Origin of the sequence: Cyclobacterium amurskyense (assembly GCF_001050135.1) — a bacterium.
Lineage (GTDB): Bacteria > Bacteroidota > Bacteroidia > Cytophagales > Cyclobacteriaceae > Cyclobacterium > Cyclobacterium amurskyense.
This window is the reverse complement of sequence record NZ_CP012040.1, coordinates 3808560-3828727: the sequence shown is the minus strand read 5'-3', so window position 1 is coordinate 3828727 and position 20168 is coordinate 3808560. Positions and strand designations below refer to the sequence as shown.

Genomic DNA, 20168 nt, shown 5'->3' with positions numbered 1-20168 from the left:
TCTTATAATAATGCCGTTTGAAATCCTTGAGAGGACAAGTACTCTAAATAACCTGGTAAAATCTTCTGAAGATTATTTTTGGATTTGAGCTGGTCATGAAACAAAACAATGGAACCATTTTCTGTATGTTCCTTAATTTTATTCAGCGCTACTCCTGTATTTAATCCGCTTTTAAAATCCCATGAAATTACGTCCCAAAGGATAATTTCATATCTCTGCGACAAATGCCGAGAATAAGGCCCATTTATCCAACCATAGGGGGGACGAAATGTGTTGGTATCAACACCAGTCTTCTCCAATATCACCTTTCGGCATTGTTCCACATCATCCAAGTACACGGTAAGTGGCATTTTGCCAGCCCTTAGATGATGATAGGTATGGTTTCCTATCCCATGACCTTCCTGAATAACTTCATTGGCTAAAGCAGGGTTTTTGTACACATTATCTCCCACCATAAAGTAAGTGGCCTTCATCTCGTGCTCGTCCAATAGCTTCAACACATAATCAGATACTGAAGGTACTGGACCATCATCAAAAGTCAGGTATACCGTTTTTTTGTTGCGGTCTTTGTGCCATGTATAGCCATTAAAGAGGCGCGGTATTATACCCGGAACTTTATAGAATTGCATATCAATTGAATTGAAGGCTTAGCAAGGTAATGTCGTCCCTTCCGGGAATACCGTCAGAAAACTCGGCTAAAGCACTAAGAAATCCTTCATGAAATCGTTCAGGGTTATAGGATGGATGAGCATCTATATAGGCCAAAAATCTTTCTTCACCAAATTCCTCTCCGCTAGGGTTCAAGGCTTCTGTCAAACCATCAGTATAAAGATGAAGCATAAAATGATCAAGGTTTTCTCTCTCTCCCTGTTCCATAAAAGGCAATGTTTCGAAAGCTCCCAATATGGTGGTACCAGCTTCCAGCAGTTCTGGAGAATTGCTTGCACTTGTGCACAATACCGGAGGATTATGTCCAGCATTGACATAGCTTAGTTTCTTTTGACTGTAGGAATAATGTCCTAGAAAAAAGGTGATAAACCTTTCCCCTTTTGTAGTATCAAAGGTGGAAAAATTCAATTGCTCTACAATTGTTTTCAAATCGGTTCCGCTGCGAAGTAGGGTCCTAAGGGCTGCCTGAAAATTGGACATCAGCAGTGATGCCGGCATTCCTTTACCAGAAACATCTCCTACACAGAAATAGACATCATCTTCAGACCTTTCAATCAAATCATAATAATCACCCCCAACAGAACTGTGAGGGATATAGGTTACTTTCGCTTTTAGCGTATTGTGATCTGGAAGTGTAGCTGGAAATAACATGCGTTGCACATTGCTCGCAATCTCCATTTCCTTACGGAAACTTTCCTGTTCCAGCTGCTTTCTGGCAAAACGCTTGTTCTCCAATGCCACCACAAGTATGTTTGTCAATGCTTGGGTAAAATCCAGATCCAAACCTGCATCTTGATCTTTGGTACTCAAGAAGAGGATGGCAAGCATTTTATCTTTATGGTAAACGGGCACATAAATATTTACCTCCGCAAAGGAATATTCTTCAGAAAGGGAAAGGCTGAGTTTGCCTAGTTCTTTGTTTTCCTGCACATCGGCTTTCTGAATTTTTTCCGGCAGCTTTTCTTTAACCTGATGGGAAATTCTTCTTAGGAAAAATTGTTCTTGTTGGTTATAGACATAGAGCACCAGAGATTTGATATTCAAATGAACCAGACAGGTGAACTTAAAAATATTTAAAAGAACGCTCTCATTTTTATTTTCGTTGATGGCTTGGGTGATCTCCAGCAATGCTTTTAATTCCAGTTCCTTTCTTTGGTACTTAATTGTCTCTGCAGTCATTTTATAAGGTATTGTGATTGAGCAGACCCTCTTTGGTAGCAAGGTAATAGTAAGTCTTTCCTTTATCGGTTAAAGGCAGGGCATCGAAAATTTCACTTTCCGGTGCAGCATAACATCTTATCCAACCTTTTTCCAGTAGCTGGGCTAAATTTTCCAATAACTTGTGGTCTTCCCATTGCAAACTGGATTTCAGGTATTGATAGGATTGAAGAAAATACAATTCATCCAAAAGGTCAAATTCGTCATTAGTCATTGTCTCCTCTCTGTTAAGTCTAATCACAAAATTAAGGGATTCATTAGCTTTTCCTTCCTTTCCATGTATAATTTCCAAAAATCGCAAAAGGAAGAGTGCAAAGCACAAGCAAAGGATAAATCCAGCCTGCTAAAAACCAGCTTAGATTGGAAGATTTTACCCTATAATGATCCAAAACTTTTCCTAAAACTTCTTTTTCTATTTTAAACCTTAAAACCCAAAAAACCAGCATCCCCAATGTGAATTTCCAGGAAATAAATACCAAAGGAATACTTGTCAGTAAAAGAAAGCAAAAGGCAGCAAGCATTACCGCGGATAGCCAGTGCTTTTGTTCTTTATGGGCATTCCATTTGCTGGCCCATCTTGAGCGCTGCCGTATCCAATCTTTTGGGGTCTTTAATGCATGGGTTTTTACCAATGAAAAGGGTGTTATAAGGTAATCCAAAGCTGAAGGCCCAAATGTATAGCTTAATTTTTTAAGTAAAAATTCATCATCTCCTGAGAGAATATGGGCATTCCCTTCATATCCAGCTACGGCGTTAAAGGCTTGCTTTCGGAAAGCCAGATTGGCCCCACTGCACATAAATGGCTCTCCCTTGGCAAAAGACGCCTGTGTCATTAGAATTAAGCTGGCCCATTCTATTTGCTGAAAATCACTGAAAACACCATTTCTTGAAATAGTCATCACAGGACCAGCCACCAATTGGATGTTTGAGTCCTGAAATGGAGCGGTAAGATGGGTCAACCATGCTTTGTTTACCCTAACATCAGCATCGGTAGTAACAATAATTTCTGATTTACTGGCTTGAATCCCTGTGCTTAGCGCCGCTTTCTTCCCTACGCCCTTACTCTTGATTAACTGCCAGTTAATTAGGTTGTGCTTTTCAATAAACCGATTCACCATCTCAGCTCCATTGTCCTCACTGTGGTCATCGATAAAGGTCACATTCACCAATGGAGGAAGGGTATCCGCAAAGTGAGGGAGCAATAGGCTTAGGTTATTTTCTTCATTTCTGAAAGGTACCAATAAAGTACATTGATTTAGGAAACTTTGGTCATCCGTTTCTAAAGGCCCTAGCTTTCTTGTCTGGTCATCCCAAACCCTTATCAAATACCTCAATCCCCAGAAGTAAGCTACGGCAAATAAAAAATAGAGCATTGCAAGGACAAGCATTTTATGGGCATTAGAGGATTTATGGTAAATTGCACCGATGAGTAAAATTGTAAAAAATCCAGTCAAAGAAAAAATAATTTTGGGTATTGACCCTGGAACTACAGTAATGGGTTATGGTTTAATTTTGGTCAAAGGATCTAAATACAGTATAATTGAGTTTGGCGTCATTCATTTGAAAAAATACAGTGACCATGCATTGAAACTCAAAAAGATTTTTGAAAAGATAACTTATATTATAGAAACCCATGGGCCAGACTCCATGGCCTTGGAAGCCCCATTTTTTGGGCAAAACGTACAGTCCATGCTTAAATTAGGAAGGGCACAAGGGGTAGCCATGGCGGCAGCCCTGGCAAAGGAGGTATCTATTACAGAATATTCTCCCAAGAAAGTGAAGCAATCGGTAACAGGCAATGGAAATGCTTCCAAAGAGCAGGTGGCTGAAATGCTTAAATCCTTGTTGAACTTTGAAGAGGTACCAAAATTACTGGATGCAACAGATGCTTTGGCCGTCGCATTGTGCCACCATTTTCATGATGGAAGAATTCAGACCAAAGGGAGAAGTGGTGGCTGGAAGTCATTCATTACTGAAAATCCTGATCGAATTAAAAAATAATTTTTCTCCATTAAATTAGAATTCTAGTCCATAATTGATAAATTAGTAAAGAACTAAACCCATATAGCTATGAAAAAAACGGTATTGGAATGTGAACACTGTTTTACTGATTTTATCAGCCAATTGAATGAATTACGTGATTTGATTCAGGAAGGACAAAGTCATGGAATGAATGATGCCATACGCGCCAAATTAATCGTAAGTTTTGAAAAATCCCATGATGCTGCTTTAGAAACCATAGCCTCATATTTCAAATCACAAGGCAAAGCACCTTTTTCTGGCTCTAGAGACCTTACCGTAGAAGCATTTCATGCTGATCTAATAGATGATGGACAAGGCTGGCTGGACATGATCATTCACAGAATAAAATACAATCCACTCTATCCGGGTGATTATTTGGGTTCTCTTTCTGAAAACATCGTCAAAAAATACCTGGGCTTTTTGGAGGGATTCGAAAGGAACATGGAAAAAAAACTGGATAGCTGAGTGATTTAGCCCCATTCAATTTTTATTTTTTTTCAAACCCTTGTAGCACAACAGCAAAAAATTTCGTCTTGGCTGAGAATAGTAAAATAAATCATTTAGAAATTATCCTTTTACCTTTTCCCAATATGCCATGAAAACAAAATTACACCCTCATTTTATTTTAGGGATGCAGTTTATGCTCTCCCTAATGATGGTCTTGGTGCTTCCATCCTGTGAAGATCAAATTGAGACCACCTATACCTATCAAACACAGGTGCCTGTTTTTATAGAGGTAAACTCGTTTAGGGAAGCTGACATTGTCATTGAACCGGGCATACCACTGGATCAGCCGGGAAAAATTTACATTTATGGTGATTACCTTTTTATCTCAGAACCCGGGGAAGGCATCCATTTACTTGATAATTCAGATCCATCGAACCCTCAAAACCTAAATTTCATCAATATCCCTGGCACAGGGGACATGGCTATCAATGAAAACATTTTGTATGCCGACAATTATATTGACTTATTGGCCTTTGATATCTCGAACCCTGAAAACATTCAGTTGGTAAAAAGGGAAAAAGATGTTTTTCCTAACCTCTATTCCAATGAAGAAACAGGTACCATTATGACTTATAAGGACACCGTCATTACCTCCACTGAGTCCAATATGCGCTGGAATAGTTGGGGAAGACCTACTTTTAGGACGGACATGATGACATTTGAGTCTGCTTCATATGCCAATTCTGATGGTGGGCAGAGCTATGGACAAGGTGGATCCATGGCGAGATTCACCCTGTTAGGTGGGCACCTCTATACAGTGGACAACAATAGCATGAGGATTTTTAATGTAGAAAAGCCTATGGACCCCAAATACCTCAGCGATATAAACTTAGGTTGGGGTATAGAAACAATCTTTCCATTTAAAGGAAACCTTTTTATTGGTTCTATGTCGGGCATGCACATTTATGATGCCAGCAACCCTGCAGAACCTAGGGAAATGGCTGTTTATTCTCACATAACCTCTTGTGATCCGGTGGTAGTCAATGATGATTATGCCTTCGTGACATTGAGAAGTGCGGCCATTTGCCAAAATGGAGCCAATGAACTACATGTATTGGACATTAAAGACCTTAACTCCCCTACACTATTGAAGGCTTATCCTATGGACAATCCACATGGCCTGGGACTTTCAGGGGATTACCTTTACTTGGCAGAAGGAGATCAAGGATTAAAGAGTTTCAATGTTTCAGATGTAATGGAGATCACAAACAACCAGTTGGAACATCTTAAAAACCTCGTTTCCATAGACATTATTCCCGGACCGAAATCGCTGATTGTTATAGGGCCTGATGGGGTTTGTCAATTTGATTACTCTGATCCGGAGAAACTTAAAAAATTAAGCTGTATCAATGTTTCCAATGAATAGATGAAAAATCTTTTAGTATTTTTCCTAGCAGCATTCATTTGGTCCTGTCCCCTTATCAGCAAGGGGCAGGATTTAACCTTTGTAAACCATTCCGAATTGGGTCTGCTTACAGGTTCTGATAACTCTGGACCCCGAAACAATTTCACCTTTCAAACTTTCAATGGTTTTCAACTCACCCGCAGACATGCTGTTGGTTTCGTGACGGGACTGGACCAGTATGCAAACTATTCTGTCCTTCCCTTAGCTTTAGGTTGGCGAGGAGTTTTAAATCCTAAAAACAAATGGCAGATGTATGGAGCTGGGGAATTAGGTTATGGTTCTGCCGTTTTTGAAAGAGAAGAAGTAAATGAGTGGGGCCAACACAATTGGCGCAAAGGAGGCGTGATGGGACAAGTAACTATTGGCTTCAGATACAAAACCAAAAAGGCTAATTTCTGGACCTTAAGTGTTTCATTGAAGCGGCAGTTTAGCTATTTTTATACAGGCAATCCCTCCAGGTTGTCACCAAATCGTAACCGACCCGAAGATTGGAACTACTTTGAAGTAGACAAAGTCACCTTCAATAATCTTGTCTATAGGATTGGGTATTGGTTTTAAAAGGTTTTTTCTTTATAATTCAATATTTGTTTTTCAGGATTGATGTATGGGTTGCTGATTTTCATGAAATCAACTCGTTAACCAGATCCTGAGCGGAGCCGGGCTTCGGATTCGTTGAGTCACCGGACTTCGATCCTGTTTAGTCACTGGGCTTCGGGTTCATTGAGCCGCAGGTAAATTCGCAATGCCGGTCTAACCCAAATAGATTAACAGCTATTCGAGAAAATCCCAGACCTGAAGGGTCTGAACAATAATAACCGTGAGTGGCAACTCACGGACAGGGTAAACATCTCTATACGCTACCCTGACAGGTGTTGAACAGCTTCCCCCAATCAACTAACTTAAACCCGAAATATGCAATAGACATTCTATTATATAATCCGGGTTAAAAAAAAATAGCGAAACCACTATTCAATCTAATGATTAGGTGGTTTCGCTACACATTATAGTAGATAAGTCAATTTAGCTTTTACAGCTAAACCTGAATAACTTAGAGCACTTAAGGGAAATAAAACCCACTTGGCCCTCTGCCTACAGCTGTCTGATCGATAAGATCTCCCTGGGCATTTATACGCATCACGGTACCATTGCCTTGCCAGCCATTGTGCTCTCCGATATACAATGTTTGCGTGTCGTTATCAAAACCCAAACTATAGAAGTTACTTCCGGAATAAAAATCCGCATCTTCAACCGAAGCAGAAGCTATGGACAGTTTCACAACCACATCTTCCGTAGTCTGATTGCTAATGACAAACAATTCACCACTATTATTGATGGTGAAATTACCATTGTAAATGCTGTTGCTCACAGGAAATTCAAGGGTCTCTACCACTTCAAATGTAGCTGAATTCAGCTTGTGTAGATAGATCTTCTCACTGTCGTTGGCATAGAGGTAATGACTTCCCTGAAATTCAAAAAAGAAAAATGGTGTTCCTTCTACATCTACAGTTTTCTCTACCTCATCCTCTCCAACTTCTATCACAGCTATGGTTCCCAGTTGACAGGCTACCAATATTCTGTCCCCAACAAAAGCAAGCCCCTCAGGCCTAGAAGGTGTAAGGATTTTATAGGCAATCTCCCCTCCTGTTACATTCTCAACAACAGCCACAAAAGATTCGGTGTTGCTCCAAGTGGCATCATAAGGTCCCCAATCACTAATGTACAATTTACCATCAGCCTTAACCATACTCCGGCTATTTACCAGGTCATTATTGACTGCCCCCACAGAAATAAAATCTGCAGATTGAACCACTTCTACTTTTCCGGTATTGGCTACCAGGTAAGTATAGTCTTCATAGCTAATCAAATCCTGAAGCAACCCCGCAAAAGGTCTGGTATTAATGTTTTCAAAAACATTGGCTTCCGCCTCTGCTGTATTTTTATCAAAATGGTAAACTTCACCGTCGTTGGCACCAAATGCCCCTTCATTGATTATCAGCACACCATTTTCATAGGCCCCCTGAGGAATTTCAACTGGATCCGTCCCGCAGGATACCAAAAGGGCAAACAAAAACAACTTACAGGCTAACTGCATTTTTTTCATAACACTACATTTAAATTAAATTGAAAATTTCTTCCAGGCATGGATCTCAAGCGAACCACCTGATAATCCACATTGAAAATGTTATTTGTATGGAATCCCAGATTCCCATTTAGTTTTCCTTTCCAATCGAAGGCATAAGTGAGCCCTGTATCCCACAAGTTGTAGGAAGTCAAAAGGCTTTGGTTATCCGTAGTCACATACCTTTCACTTGTCCATTGCTGTTGAATGTAGATCTTGTAGGGACCATTTTGAAGGTTTCCTTGGGTATGAATTTTATGCTTTGGAACATAGGGCAATTGCTTTCCTTGACTAAGGGGATTTCCTTGATCTCCAGATTGATTGATTGCGCTATTCATACTGTAGTCCACGTTCAATCCCCAGCTATTTCGACCTTGCTTGAATTGACCTTTAAAAAAATACTCAAGTCCCTGATTGACTACTGAACGTACATTCTCCGCCTGCCAATACGTGCTATTTGGCAACCATAAAATCCAATCATCTACACCCATATGAAAATAGGTAAGCCTGTTTTCGATACTAAATGCGGATAATTTGGCCTTGCTGGTAAGTCCAATTTCTTTACTAAGACTTTTCTCAGGATTCAAATCAGGATTGCCACCCGGCACCCACAACCTATCGTTTAAAGTAGGGATTTTAAAGCTTCTCGACAGATTACTTATTAGTTGCCAATTCCACCTATTTGAAGTGAGAAAAGCCCATTCCACACCCAAGGAAGGAGTAAAAGGCGCTGCTTCTCCTTCATGGATTAGCTGCCTGAGTTGCATGGAAATTCCCAAGTTTTGCCATGGTTTGAAATTGGTGGCCTGATACAATTCTAACCGTTGTTCCTGACTGTCGTAGGTTGCCAACTGCCCTTTGATATGGGAATAGCGTATGCCAGCTAGGGTCTGCCATTTTTGAGAGAAAGAGTAATCCAATGAAGTACCTAGCAAAAACAAGCGAGTTTGGTTTCTATCTGTATTAAAAACCATCACATCACTGGATATCCCAGTTTTGGCTGTCCAGGTAAACTTTTCGCCTGTAAAGGCATAATCTATCACAGTCCTGACGCTGCGGTCTTCTTGCACATCCCTTACTGCTGAACCCAACAAAGGTTGTATCTGCCTGTCATTGGAATTGATCCATAGGTTGGCTTTTAAAGTCTGTTTCCGGCTTATTTTGAAAGCAATATCCTGCACCAAACCAATTTGCGAAACCCTGGCATGATCCTGCCATTTTTCTGGGGTACCGGGGCTTGCCCAATCCTTATAGGTGAAATTATTTGCTGTATAATTTCTATAGACATTGGTTCGGAAGGCAAATTTTTCAGTTCCCTGACGGTAGCTCACCTGCTGGTGCCAGCGACCAAAACTGCCCAAAAGTGTCCCTATTTTCAATTCATTGCCGGAATTGAAATCCAGATCAGAAGACAAATGAACAGATCCACCAATGGCATCAGTACCGTACAAAGCCCCTGAGCTACCATAATGAATATTCACTTCATCAAAGCCACCTATCGGGAAAATCGAATAATCAGCCTGCCCTAATGAAGGGCTATTCACTGGCAATCCATTCCAAAACAAGGCATTGTGTCCGGCTGAAGTGCCGCGCATACTTAGGGAAGCTAACATCCCCGATCCGTACTGTCTTAAAAACAAGCCAGTCTCCTGCTGTAAAACCTCCCCCATTGAATATCCGGACAATTGGTCTAACCTGTCCGAATCAAGGGTTCTTACATATTGACCGAAAGCATACTTTCTTAAAGCAGCGGCATGCACTTCCACCTTGGCAAGCTCCAAAGTATCTTGTCGGAAGGCCCTTGCGGAATCAGGTTCGCTCTGCCAACCCGTTATAAAGAAAACCAAACAAGCAATTAATGACATCCTCTTTCTATTGATTAGGTATCCATGTTTTTACACAATTCGGAATAAATAGAGAATGGAATAATAACTGGTGGACAAGCCAAAATAACCTTTGAGGCGCATCTGGCTTGGGTACCAATATTCAATAAATGAAAATATTGAAAACAGCTAAAACTTTCTTCTCAGCTTTTCTCCCGAAAGCCATGAATGGTAAGATTTTAATGGCAGGTCTCCTGACTTCCCTAGGTAAATCCGCCTTCTCACCCCAAATGGGACAATGGCAAAGGATGGATTTCCATTTTCTTTATTGCTATAAAGATTGGGTTACAGTTGCGGGGACAGTTTCGGTTTCACACCGAATTCCCTATTAATCCCGAGGGCCTGGTTAAGGATCGGGAACCATAAATCGGCACAAACATACGGCAAAAACTCTATTCAAAAAACTTTTGAAAAAATTAAGCTGTTGGAAATGGACGCTGCAATGGTTTACTTTGAGCTGAAAATCAAATCCTGTTTATTCATTTTTATTAAGAAATGACTGTTATCCGTCTATTAATTTTTGTTTTATTATTTCTTCCGGCATGCCAACAAGCCAGTCAAAAAGGCGCAATGGACGCCCTGGAAGAAGTCCCCTTAATGTACGCAAAAGGTTTTTCGCTTTTCCGCGGGGAAAATTATCATATAATTGAAATTGTCCAACAGGAAGGTGAAAACCAACTCTTTTTAGTTTATGATTCACAAAAAGAAATTGATTTTCCTGACATCCCCATTGATGCAAAGATTGTTTCAGGCAGCCATAAAATAATTTTGTCTGCCACCCCACAAGTTGCTCATTTGGATTACCTCAATGCTGAAGAAAGTCTAATGGCATTCCCGGATCTTGACCTAATAACTTCTGAAAAAGTCAGAAAAAGAATCAATGACAACAAGGTCATCGACTTGGGAAAAGGACCAACCTGGGATTTAGAAAAAATCATCGACCTTCAACCAGACTGGGTCATGGTTTCAGGATTTGGAGAAACCTCTAAAATGGTAGAGCGATTGAAATCAGCAAAAATACCGGTTATTGTGAACAAGGAATACCAGGAAAAGCACCCTTTGGGAAGGGCCGAATGGATTAAAGTAACTGGGATATTTTTGGGAAAACAAGAAGAAGCCTCAGCCGTTTACTCAAAAATTGCCGCCAATTATAAAGCTGCACAAGAACGCGCAAGCCTTGTTGCAGCTGAAGGAAAACCTACTGTTCTCTCAGGCTCCATGTACAAAGACATTTGGTATGCACCTGCTAAAGACAGTTGGGGCGCAAAAATCATTGCAGATGCGGCAGGGAAATACCTTTTTGACAGTATGGAAGGAACCGGAAGTTTGACTTTAAACTATGAGTTTGTTTTGGACAAGGCCAGCCAAGCAGATTATTGGATAGGGGCAGCCGATTATGCCACTTTGGGCAGTATGGTTGCTCAAAACCCCAAGTACAGTGGATTTGAGGCTTACAAAAAGAAAAATGTATATACCTACACGCTGGGCAAAGGGGAAACCGGTGGATTCAGGTATTTTGAAGAGGGGTACCTGCGGCCGGATTTGGTACTTTTGGACATGATCAAAATTCTCCATCCTGAAAAAGCGGTGGACCACCAGTTTAGGTATTTCCAAAAATTAGAGGATTAGGCACATGACTCATCGCGTTAAGTTTACTTTTTGTCTGATTTTAATGGTATTCCTTTGGCTATTAAATCTGAGCCTTGGTTCCCTGTCTATTCCAGTAGTCTACCTTTTGGAAAGACTTGTGGGAATTCCTTTCCCTAGAGAGAGTTGGGAAATAATTGTTATGGACTATAGGATCCCCAAATCGTTTACTGCGATATTGGCTGGAATAGGGCTTTCGGTGAGTGGCTTGCAAATGCAGACATTCTTTAGAAATCCTCTGGCGGGCCCCTTTGTATTAGGAATCAGCTCTGGAGCAGGCCTAGGGGTGGCCTTATTGTCTATGGCAGGAACGGCCTTTGGTTGGCAAATTTTGTCCGGCACACCCAATTATTGGGCAGCCATCATCGCCTCAAGTGCTGGGGCTATCGGCGTATTGGTATTGATGGGACTAGCAGCGTGGAAAGTAAAAGACAGCATGACTTTGTTGATTGTAGGCTTGATGTTTGGGAGTGCCGCTGCATCTATCGTTACCCTTTTGTCTTATTTCAGCTCTGCTGAAGAATTGAAAATGTTTACCCTATGGTCCATGGGCAATCTTGGAAATACAGGTTGGCCTGAACTGGGATTGTTATCGGGAGCTTTGCTTATAGGTCTGTCATTGGTAATATTTTCCGTGAAATCTTATAATGCCATGCTTTTGGGAGAGGCTTATGCCAAAAGCATGGGGATAAATTTCCAAAAATTGCGGTGGATAATGATTGTCAGTACGGGTATATTAACCGGAGGTATTACCGCTTTTTGCGGGCCAATTGCCTTTATTGGTATTGCCGTTCCTCACCTGGCTAGGTTACTATTTAAGACCAATGACCACAGGGTATTGTTTCCTGCAACCGCTCTGCTCGGGATTTTAGTATTATTGGCCTGCGACACCTTAAGCCAATTACCTGGCTATGCCTCCAGCCTACCAATCAATGCAGTAACCACTGCATTTGGTGCACCCTTAATCATCTGGTTAATTATGAAAAGGAATTTTAGTGAGGCATTTTAATTATTGACGCAATGGAGATCCATCAAAATAGCCACAGACAAGCAAAGCCTTGCATCCATGCAAAAAATTTGGTACTAGGATATGTCGTAGAACAGCAGCTCCACACCATAGCAAATGATATTTCCTTTGATCTATATAATGGAGAATTAACCTGCATGATGGGACCCAATGGAGTTGGGAAATCCACTCTATTGAAAGCCATTATGAACCAAAACCCGCCATTAAAAGGTGATATATGGTTGGATAAGAAAGAAATCCGGCTAATGAATGAGCAAGACAGGGCTAAAAACATTGCTGTTGTGTTAACAGAGAAAATCCGTTCTGGCCTTATGACTGTTCGGGAGCTCGTAGCGCTGGGCCGAACACCTCATACAGGATGGTTGGGGCACTTAAGTAAGGCTGACAATAAAATTGTTAATCAAGTATTGGAAATGACCCATCTTGATGTGATAGCTCAAAAGAAATTGTCCGAACTGAGCGATGGACAAAGGCAAACAGCTATGATAGGCAGGGCCCTGGCGCAGGACAGTAGCATAATGATTTTGGACGAGCCCACCGCTCACCTGGACCTCACCAATCGTTTCGAAATAATGTATTTGCTAAAAAAATTAGCAAAGGAAGCAGGGAAAGCCATTTTGGTTGTTACCCATGACCTTGAAGTAGCCATGGAAACTGCCGATCAACTTTGGATCATGATCAATCAGGAACCTCTGGTTTCTGGAAGCCCAGAAGATTTAATGCTGGAAGGTCACATTCAAAAATTACTGCCTGGAAATAAATGGGAAATAGATGCAAGCAATGGGAAAATTAGATTGAAAAACCCAGGGGTTTTACCTGAAATAACTGGTCCTGAACATTTGATTTATTGGGTCAGGAATTCGCTAAGAAAGAACATAGAAATGCCTATGCCTGAAAAAATAGTGGCCACTGAAAATCCATTTGAAATAACTATTTATTGCAATCAAAATCATTATACCTTTTCAAGAACGTCAGAAATGGTTAGATTTTTAAAAAAAGGAAAATAACTAAAAAACCTTTAAAATATTTTGCGTTTTATTGCAAAAAAAATTATTAAATTGATAACCACATAACTACAGGTTATAATTTCACATTTAGAGATTATGTCAATTTAAAATTTCCCAACCCTAAATTCCATCAGGTATGAATCGTTATTTAAAGTTTGGCCTCTTTATTTTTTCATTCCTTCTAATATTGATAATTGGTTCCTTGGTTTACATACAGATGATTCTTCCTGATGTAGGCAATCCACCAGAGAACATGAAACTGTCCACCTCCTCGGAAACTCTTAATAGGGGTAAATATCTTGCAAACCATGTAATGATTTGCATAGACTGCCACTCTCAAAGGGATTTTAGCTTATTTAGTGGCCCTCCAATTCCCGGAACAGAAGGTTCAGGAGGAGAAGTTTTTGACCATGCAATGGGTTTTCCAGGTACATTTATTTCACCCAACATTACCCCAGCTCACTTAACCTCCTATTCAGATGGAGAACTCTTTAGACTGATAACAACCGGGGTGAAGAAAGATGGAGATCCAATCTTCCCCATAATGCCTTATGCGAATTATGGGAAAATGGATAAAGAAGACATTCTCTCAGTAATCGCCTATATTCGAACTTTGTCTCCTATTGAAAAAGTTCAGCCAACATCTGAGCCTGATTTTCCATTCAGCTTAATTATGAGAACAATACCCCAAAGGGCTGAATTTTCAACAAGACCTCCTGAATCTGATGCTATAGCCTACGGAAAATACCTAGTGAATGCAGCAGCTTGTAATGACTGCCATACCAAATTTGAAAATGGTAAATATACCGGTGAACACCTTGCTGGTGGAAGGGTTTTTAATATGCCAGATGGCAATATCTTAACGAGTCCCAATCTCACACCACATAAAACTGGACTAGGAAACTGGACGAAAGAACAGTTTATCGAAAGATTTAAACAGTATGAAGACCGGAACAAACTCGGTAAAGTTCAAGCTGGAGAAATGCAAACCATTATGCCATGGAACATGTATGCAGGCATGACCGTGAAAGACCTGGGTGCCATATACACGTACATTCAGTCTCTTAAACCAGTAGATAATCAAGTCAATAAATTCTTAAAAGCAGAAAGCTTAGAAGCAGTTTAATGCTCCACCATCTATTGGAATACTTGCACCATTGATATACGCAGCAAACGGAGAGGCCAAAAAAGCCATTAGGTAGCCATATTCCTCAGGCTTCCCAAACCTTTTAGCAGGTATGGCTTGTTGTTTCTGATGCAATAAATCATCAAAATCTTCACCTGTTTCCTTCGATTGGCTTTTAATCAAGGATTCGATTCTTTCGGTTTCGAAAGAGCCAGTCAACACTGTATTCACTGTAATACCTGAGGGTGCAGCCTCCTTAGACAAGGATTTGGCCCAGCTTACAACAGCGGTACGCATGGTGTTCGACAAGATAAGGTTGGGCAGAGGCTCTTTGACAGTGACAGAGGAAACATTGAGAATTCTCCCATAACCTCTTTCTTTCATCCCATCCAAAAGCAGGTGGCTTAGATGGTGATAGGTTTTAAAAAGCAGGTCAAAAGCTTCCTGATAATCTTCGGTAAATTTCTGAACCACAGAACCAGCTGCGGGCCCATTGGTGTTGTTCACCAAAATATCTACTTCTTTACCAGCAAAAAATTGATTGGTAAGCGTTTTAAAGGAATCAAAATCTGCAAAATCCACATCCAGATAGTTATGTTCCTGACCACAGCTAACAGACAAAGTGCTTTTAGCAAATTCCAATTTTTCTTTATTTCTGGCGAGTAGGGTAACAGAAGCACCACATGCAGCCAATTGTTGTGCTGTTGCAAGTCCTAGTCCTCTTGTTGCCCCTCCTACTACTGCTTTGTATCCTTTTAAGTCGATTTTCATGGTAATGCAATTCAAAATTAAATTTTCAAGAATGAATTTAGAATTAAAAAAATCGAATACCAAAACCCAGCTAAAGTGGGGAATAAATTTATTATTCAACAAATCCTATCTTTTTTATAGGGTTTGTTGGGATTGTATTTAAATAATTAATTATATTTGTCGTACTAATAATTGGCATGACATACGAGCAATTTAGCAAATATTCATTTTTGTTGGACCGGACCGCAAGGAAGGTCAAGCAATACGCACAGCAGAAGTTCAAATTAAAAGAATTTGACATTACTGTGGACCAATGGCTGGTTTTAAAAAACCTAAATGAAAATGAAAGACTGAGCCAGACAGAATTGGCCCATTTGGTTTTCAAAGATCACCCTACTTTGACAAGGATAATAGATCTTCTTTGTAAAAAGGGTTATTTGGAAAGAATCCAACATCCGGAAGACCGAAGAAGCTATCAATTGCATCTTACTCAGGAGGGGAAGGACAAGGTGAAAGACTTAAAACCACAAATAGCCGCAATCAGGCAAAAGGCCTGGGAGAATCTCGATGAGAAGGATTTCGGAGAGTTCAAGCGAATTCTCAATACGATATACAATAATCTAGCAGAATAAATCTAACAAACACTTAATATTAGTTGTTATACTAATTATATTTGCACAAACTATTGACTTTTAAAGAGGTTAACACATAAAAATCGACTTAAAGATGATTACTACTGACATTTGCATTATTGGAGCAGGCCCAGTTGGCTTATTCGCTGTCTTTGAAGCAGGGTTATTAAAAATGCGCTGCCATTTGATAGACGCCTTGCCACAAGTAGGAGGACAACTTTCGGAGATCTATCCACAGAAGCCTATTTATGATATACCAGGATACCCGGAGGTAAAAGCCCAGGAATTGGTAGACAATCTAATGGAGCAAATCAAGCCATTTAAACCTACATTTTCTTTAGGCGAGCGTGTTGACCATCTTAGCAAGCAAACCGACGGTTCGTATATACTCACTACAAGTGACAAGACTCAGGTACACGCCCAGGTCGTAATCATAGCTGGTGGACTGGGATGTTTTGAGCCTCGTAAACCAGCATTAGAGAACCTTACTGAATTTGAAGGAAAAGGAGTAACCTATATGGTGAAAAACCCAGAACAATTCAGAGATAAAAAGGTGATTTTAGCCGGGGGTGGTGATTCCGCTTTGGATTGGGCAATCTATCTATCTGATGTAGCGGAGAAGGTTACTTTGGTACATAGAAATGAAACTTTCAGGGGAGCTCCTGATTCTGCCTCAAAGGTATTCAACCTAGCCAATGAGGGAAAAATAGACCTTATTTTATCTGCCAATCTTAAAAAATTGGGAGGAAATGGTCATTTGGACACCGTTTACTTAGAAGACAAAAGCAAGTCTCAGTTTTCAATTGAAACCGATTACCTTATCCCATTATTTGGTCTAAGTCCTAAATTAGGACCTATAGCAGATTGGGGTTTGACCATAGACAGAAATGCGATAGAGGTTGATACCAGGGATTATTCCACTGGGGTAGAAAGAATCTTCGCTATTGGTGACATCAATACTTACCCAGGCAAGCTAAAATTAATCCTATGTGGTTTCCACGAGGCTGCCATTATGATGCATTCTGCATTTAAGTTTGTGTACCCTGATCAAAAATTAAGCTTCAAATACACTACTGTTAATGGTGTAAATTCATTTTAATCGTATTTTTGCAAAATGGTTACATTCACTGTAGAAGATCACGCTGGCAATCGCCAAAGTATAGAAGCCCCGGATGATATGGGCTTGAGTTTAATGGAAATATTAAAAGCATCCGAATATCCCGTTTTAGCGACATGTGGAGGAATGGCATTGTGTGCTACCTGCCATGTTGAAGTGCTAGAAGGGAAAGAAGGACTAGGAGACGCCACTGATGTGGAACTGGATCAACTTGAAGCACTTCCTGAGTATTACCCTACAAGCAGGCTAGCATGTCAGGTTAGAATCAGTGACGAACTCGAAGGTGCAGTAGTAAAACTTAGAGGAGAAGACAATTAATCAAAAAAAAGGGGAGTTTGATCTAATAAACTCCCCTATTCTATGTCTCTTATCGAAATCCTATTGATTATCAATTTTTAGCCATCTCAAAACTGTTTTTCTAAACTTTTCTTGAACAACCGGCTTAGTAAGAAATCCGTCAAAACCTGCGTTTTTCAACTCTTCTGCCTCACTTTGTAAAGCATTGGCCGTAAAGCCTACAACTGGAATTTGATTGGTATTGGGCTTAGACCTTATCTCTTTGAGCAATTCATAACCGTCTAATTTTGGCATATTAATATCTGTAATTACCAAATCAGGTATGGTCGAATTCCTAAGCAATTCCAAGGCTTCTTCCCCATTTTCTGCTTCTAATATTATTGCGTTAGGATCCAGTTTCTCCATGTATATTTTTATCAGCATGCGATTGACAGCATTGTCCTCAGCTACTAACAATTTAAATGGCTCCTTATCTTTAGGGGGAATATTACTCCCATTATGTGCTTTAGGGAATTCGGCTTTTGCATCTCTCGTTTTTACCAAGCTTTCAAAGAGCATTTCTAATTTTGATGGGGTAGAAGGTTTATACAATATGGTATTACAGCCAATGGAACTATACAATTTAATTGTTGCTTCTTGTTCTATGCTACCTACTGCGGCCACGAACCTCACTTGTGGGGTCCTGTCCTTTACAACAGTCATCATTTTTTGCATGGTCCATACACTGTTAGACCCTAACAAACTATTATTTAATATAACTAGTGCTATATTCAGGTTATTTTCTAATGCAAAAAAAGTGTCCGATACTGTTTTCACATGAGTGGCCTTTATTCCAAAACTCTCACAATTCGCTTTAAGAACTTTCCCTGACGCTTCATTTCCATCTACTATTAAAGTCTCACTAAGTTGGGAGAAGTCTTGGCTAGGTAATTTAAAATTCATTGTTTTGACTTCTAAATCAAAATAGAAATCACTTCCCTTTCCCATTTCACTTTTCAACTGAATGGAGCTCCCCAATAGTTTTAACAATTTATTTGAAATGGTTAATCCCAAGCCTGTTCCACCAAATTTCTTTGTAGTAGAAGAATCTGCTTGAGAAAAGGCCTCAAAAATCAATTGTTGTTTGCTCTTAGGTATACCTATCCCGCTATCCGATACTGAAAATCTGATATTTAAATTTTCTTGAAACTCCTCAGTGTAAGGGTTCAACAGGGTTAATTTCATTATCACCTGACCTTTTTCAGTAAATTTCAAGGCATTATTCAATAAATTAATTAAAACCTGCTTAAGCTTTAATTCATCTGTTTCTATTACATCCCCAATCCTAGGGTCCAAATCAAGTATTAATTCTAAGCCTTTTTTGTGAGCCTGAAAGCTTAAAACATCCAAAATAGTTTCAAGCAACTCATGAAGATGTAATTGTTTGATATTGGTTTCTGATTTTCCAGATTCTATTTTCGCCAAATCAAGAATATCATTTATTAAATCAAGCAAAGCATTGGCAGAATTTAAAGCAGTATTGGCATATTTGGCTTGTTGTTCATTCAATTGGGTATTTGACAAAAGCTCAGTAAAACCAATAACTCCATTTAAAGGGGTTCTTATCTCATGACTCATATTGGCCAAAAACTCACTTTTGGCACGATTAGCCTCTTCCGCTTCCTCTCTAGACCGCTGAATTTCAAATTGAAAAAGTTTTTCCTGTGTGATGTCTCTTAATAAAATAATGCTTCCTACCGATTTTCTATTTTGGCCTTTTATTGAAGATTTAGAGACAAGGTACCAATTCAAATAATCCCCTACTTTGTATGAAAACTCAATCATTCTGTAGTCTTCAGAACTTGTAAGCAATTCGTGTATTTCTGGCCAATCCTTCTTAATTACCTTTAAAGCAATGTTTTGGTTAATTGTTTTTAACTCAAACATATTGGCGGCAGCAAGATTCAAGGTAATCAAAGTCCCATAAGTATCGGTAACTAAAACCCCTTCTTGCATATTGTCAAACAAAGTTCTGTAAGCAATGGGTGCAATTTTAAACAGATTGTAACGTGTCAATCCTAAATAAAAAAACAATCCTGTACCCAAGAAACTAAAAGTAATATAATCAATCAGAACAGGTCCACGACTTGTCAAATACAATAAGTAAACAAAAAAGGGTGAACAAAGCCCTAAGATCACCATAAACACTTGCTTGGAGTCAATAGGAGGAACCTCTCTTATCCTTTTTATTAATAGAAATAAACTAACAAACAAGAGAAGCAAGGTGTAGGATTGGTGTAACCAATAACCAAAACCTTTTCCTGTCACCATCATTATGAATTCCCCTTTATTTACTAGCACAAACGAGCTATAGAAATAAGTGTGAAAATCATTTGTCCATACCAATAGTAAATTAATTGCAGGCACCACAAACAACAAATACATCCTGTTTCTATTGATCCAATTCCCTCTTTCAGTATATATCAAGGTAAATAAAAGCACCAATGGAGCGAACATTACGGCCCCCAAATACATCCCCTTTAACATCAATAACTTGCTAGGGATAGTCTCCATTGTCAGTTCAAAAACATTAGAAATTGAATAGACAAAACAGGCAATCATTAATGCGGAAAAATAGGATGAGGCTTTGCCTTGTACTTCCTTCTTTAAAAAAAATATAAGTAATACTGGTGCTATAGCAACCAATACCATTAAAAGTAATACCAAATTAAAATTCAAGGTGGACAGCATAAAAAAAACAAA

Annotated in this window: 19 protein-coding genes and 1 riboswitch; of the genes, 11 read left to right on the top strand and 8 right to left on the bottom strand. The window is 39.6% G+C overall.

Annotated elements, in window-relative coordinates; all coding sequences use genetic code 11:
• Positions 1–2: 2 nt before the first annotated feature.
• From CA2015_RS15760 to CA2015_RS15745, 4 genes are read right to left on the bottom strand one after another with little or no spacing between them, the layout of a single operon-like run.
• Complete coding sequence (locus tag CA2015_RS15760; RefSeq protein ID WP_048642762.1) at positions 3–629, bottom strand: polysaccharide deacetylase family protein; 627 nt, start codon at positions 627–629, stop codon at positions 3–5.
• Between the two features lies 1 nt (position 630).
• The gene (locus CA2015_RS15755) at positions 631–1848 is read right to left on the bottom strand and encodes a PP2C family protein-serine/threonine phosphatase (protein WP_048642761.1); all 1218 of its coding nucleotides are present in this window, start codon (positions 1846–1848) and stop codon (positions 631–633) included.
• A gap of 1 nt (position 1849) precedes the next feature.
• Positions 1850–2101 carry a hypothetical protein gene (locus tag CA2015_RS15750; RefSeq protein ID WP_048644566.1) on the bottom strand — a complete coding sequence of 84 codons (252 nt, stop codon included), beginning with the start codon at positions 2099–2101 and terminating at the stop codon, positions 1850–1852.
• A gap of 43 nt (positions 2102–2144) precedes the next feature.
• On the bottom strand, positions 2145–3260 hold the full coding sequence (locus CA2015_RS15745) for a glycosyltransferase (RefSeq protein WP_169786490.1): 1116 nt from the start codon (positions 3258–3260) through the stop codon (positions 2145–2147).
• 52 nt (positions 3261–3312) lie between these two features.
• Here CA2015_RS15745 and ruvC point away from each other — a divergent pair, with 52 nt between their 5' ends.
• The 4 genes from ruvC (at position 3313) to CA2015_RS15725 (ending at position 6379) form a co-directional block, all read left to right on the top strand.
• Entirely contained in the window at positions 3313–3888 is a 576-nt protein-coding gene (gene ruvC / locus CA2015_RS15740) for a crossover junction endodeoxyribonuclease RuvC (protein WP_048642759.1), read from the top strand.
• 69 nt (positions 3889–3957) lie between these two features.
• Positions 3958–4374 (top strand): nucleotidyltransferase substrate binding protein, encoded by a 417-nt coding sequence (locus CA2015_RS15735; RefSeq protein ID WP_048642758.1) that lies wholly within the window; start codon positions 3958–3960, stop codon positions 4372–4374.
• Between the two features lie 130 nt (positions 4375–4504).
• Positions 4505–5782 (top strand): LVIVD repeat-containing protein, encoded by a 1278-nt coding sequence (locus CA2015_RS15730; RefSeq protein ID WP_048642757.1) that lies wholly within the window; start codon positions 4505–4507, stop codon positions 5780–5782.
• On the top strand, positions 5783–6379 hold the full coding sequence (locus tag CA2015_RS15725; RefSeq protein ID WP_048642756.1) for a hypothetical protein: 597 nt from the start codon (positions 5783–5785) through the stop codon (positions 6377–6379).
• A 499-nt stretch (positions 6380–6878) separates the two neighbouring features.
• Here the strand turns inward: CA2015_RS15725 and CA2015_RS15720 are convergent, their stop codons facing one another.
• Both CA2015_RS15720 and CA2015_RS15715 read right to left on the bottom strand, forming a co-directional pair.
• Positions 6879–7922, bottom strand: a complete 1044-nt coding sequence (locus CA2015_RS15720) for a YncE family protein (protein WP_048642755.1) — start codon at positions 7920–7922, stop codon at positions 6879–6881.
• Positions 7919–9805: a TonB-dependent receptor gene (locus CA2015_RS15715; RefSeq protein ID WP_048642754.1), complete on the bottom strand. Its 1887-nt coding sequence runs from the start codon at positions 9803–9805 to the stop codon at positions 7919–7921. Before CA2015_RS15715 ends, CA2015_RS15720 begins: the two co-directional genes overlap by 4 nt.
• Positions 9806–9990: 185 nt before the next feature.
• Positions 9991–10203: riboswitch (cobalamin riboswitch) on the bottom strand.
• A 115-nt stretch (positions 10204–10318) separates the two neighbouring features.
• Between CA2015_RS15715 and CA2015_RS15705 the strand changes: the two genes are divergently transcribed.
• The 4 genes from CA2015_RS15705 to CA2015_RS15690 all read left to right on the top strand — a co-directional run bounded on the left by CA2015_RS15705 (position 10319) and on the right by CA2015_RS15690 (position 14630).
• Positions 10319–11452: an ABC transporter substrate-binding protein gene (locus CA2015_RS15705; RefSeq protein WP_048642752.1), complete on the top strand. Its 1134-nt coding sequence runs from the start codon at positions 10319–10321 to the stop codon at positions 11450–11452.
• Positions 11453–11495: 43 nt separating this feature from the next.
• Positions 11496–12479, top strand: coding sequence for an iron ABC transporter permease (locus CA2015_RS15700; protein ID WP_240477816.1), 984 nt, complete (start codon positions 11496–11498; stop codon positions 12477–12479).
• An 11-nt stretch (positions 12480–12490) separates the two neighbouring features.
• Positions 12491–13504 carry an ABC transporter ATP-binding protein gene (locus CA2015_RS15695; protein ID WP_048642750.1) on the top strand — a complete coding sequence of 338 codons (1014 nt, stop codon included), beginning with the start codon at positions 12491–12493 and terminating at the stop codon, positions 13502–13504.
• Positions 13505–13640: 136 nt separating this feature from the next.
• On the top strand, positions 13641–14630 hold the full coding sequence (locus CA2015_RS15690) for a c-type cytochrome (RefSeq protein WP_048642749.1): 990 nt from the start codon (positions 13641–13643) through the stop codon (positions 14628–14630).
• Here CA2015_RS15690 and CA2015_RS15685 read toward each other — a convergent pair.
• Entirely contained in the window at positions 14616–15401 is a 786-nt protein-coding gene (locus CA2015_RS15685; RefSeq protein WP_048642748.1) for an SDR family oxidoreductase, read from the bottom strand. The genes CA2015_RS15690 and CA2015_RS15685 overlap by 15 nt on opposite strands.
• A gap of 176 nt (positions 15402–15577) precedes the next feature.
• On the opposite strand from CA2015_RS15685, the gene CA2015_RS15680 reads away from it, so the two are divergent.
• From CA2015_RS15680 to CA2015_RS15670, 3 genes are all read left to right on the top strand, one after another.
• Positions 15578–16012 carry a MarR family winged helix-turn-helix transcriptional regulator gene (locus CA2015_RS15680; RefSeq protein WP_048642747.1) on the top strand — a complete coding sequence of 145 codons (435 nt, stop codon included), beginning with the start codon at positions 15578–15580 and terminating at the stop codon, positions 16010–16012.
• A gap of 94 nt (positions 16013–16106) precedes the next feature.
• On the top strand, positions 16107–17111 hold the full coding sequence (locus CA2015_RS15675) for an NAD(P)/FAD-dependent oxidoreductase (RefSeq protein WP_048642746.1): 1005 nt from the start codon (positions 16107–16109) through the stop codon (positions 17109–17111).
• A 15-nt stretch (positions 17112–17126) separates the two neighbouring features.
• The gene (locus CA2015_RS15670) at positions 17127–17447 is read left to right on the top strand and encodes a 2Fe-2S iron-sulfur cluster-binding protein (protein WP_048642745.1); all 321 of its coding nucleotides are present in this window, start codon (positions 17127–17129) and stop codon (positions 17445–17447) included.
• A gap of 60 nt (positions 17448–17507) precedes the next feature.
• Here the strand turns inward: CA2015_RS15670 and CA2015_RS15665 are convergent, their stop codons facing one another.
• Positions 17508–20132 (bottom strand): histidine kinase N-terminal 7TM domain-containing protein, encoded by a 2625-nt coding sequence (locus CA2015_RS15665; RefSeq protein WP_169786489.1) that lies wholly within the window; start codon positions 20130–20132, stop codon positions 17508–17510.
• Between the last annotated feature and the right edge of the window lie 36 nt (positions 20133–20168).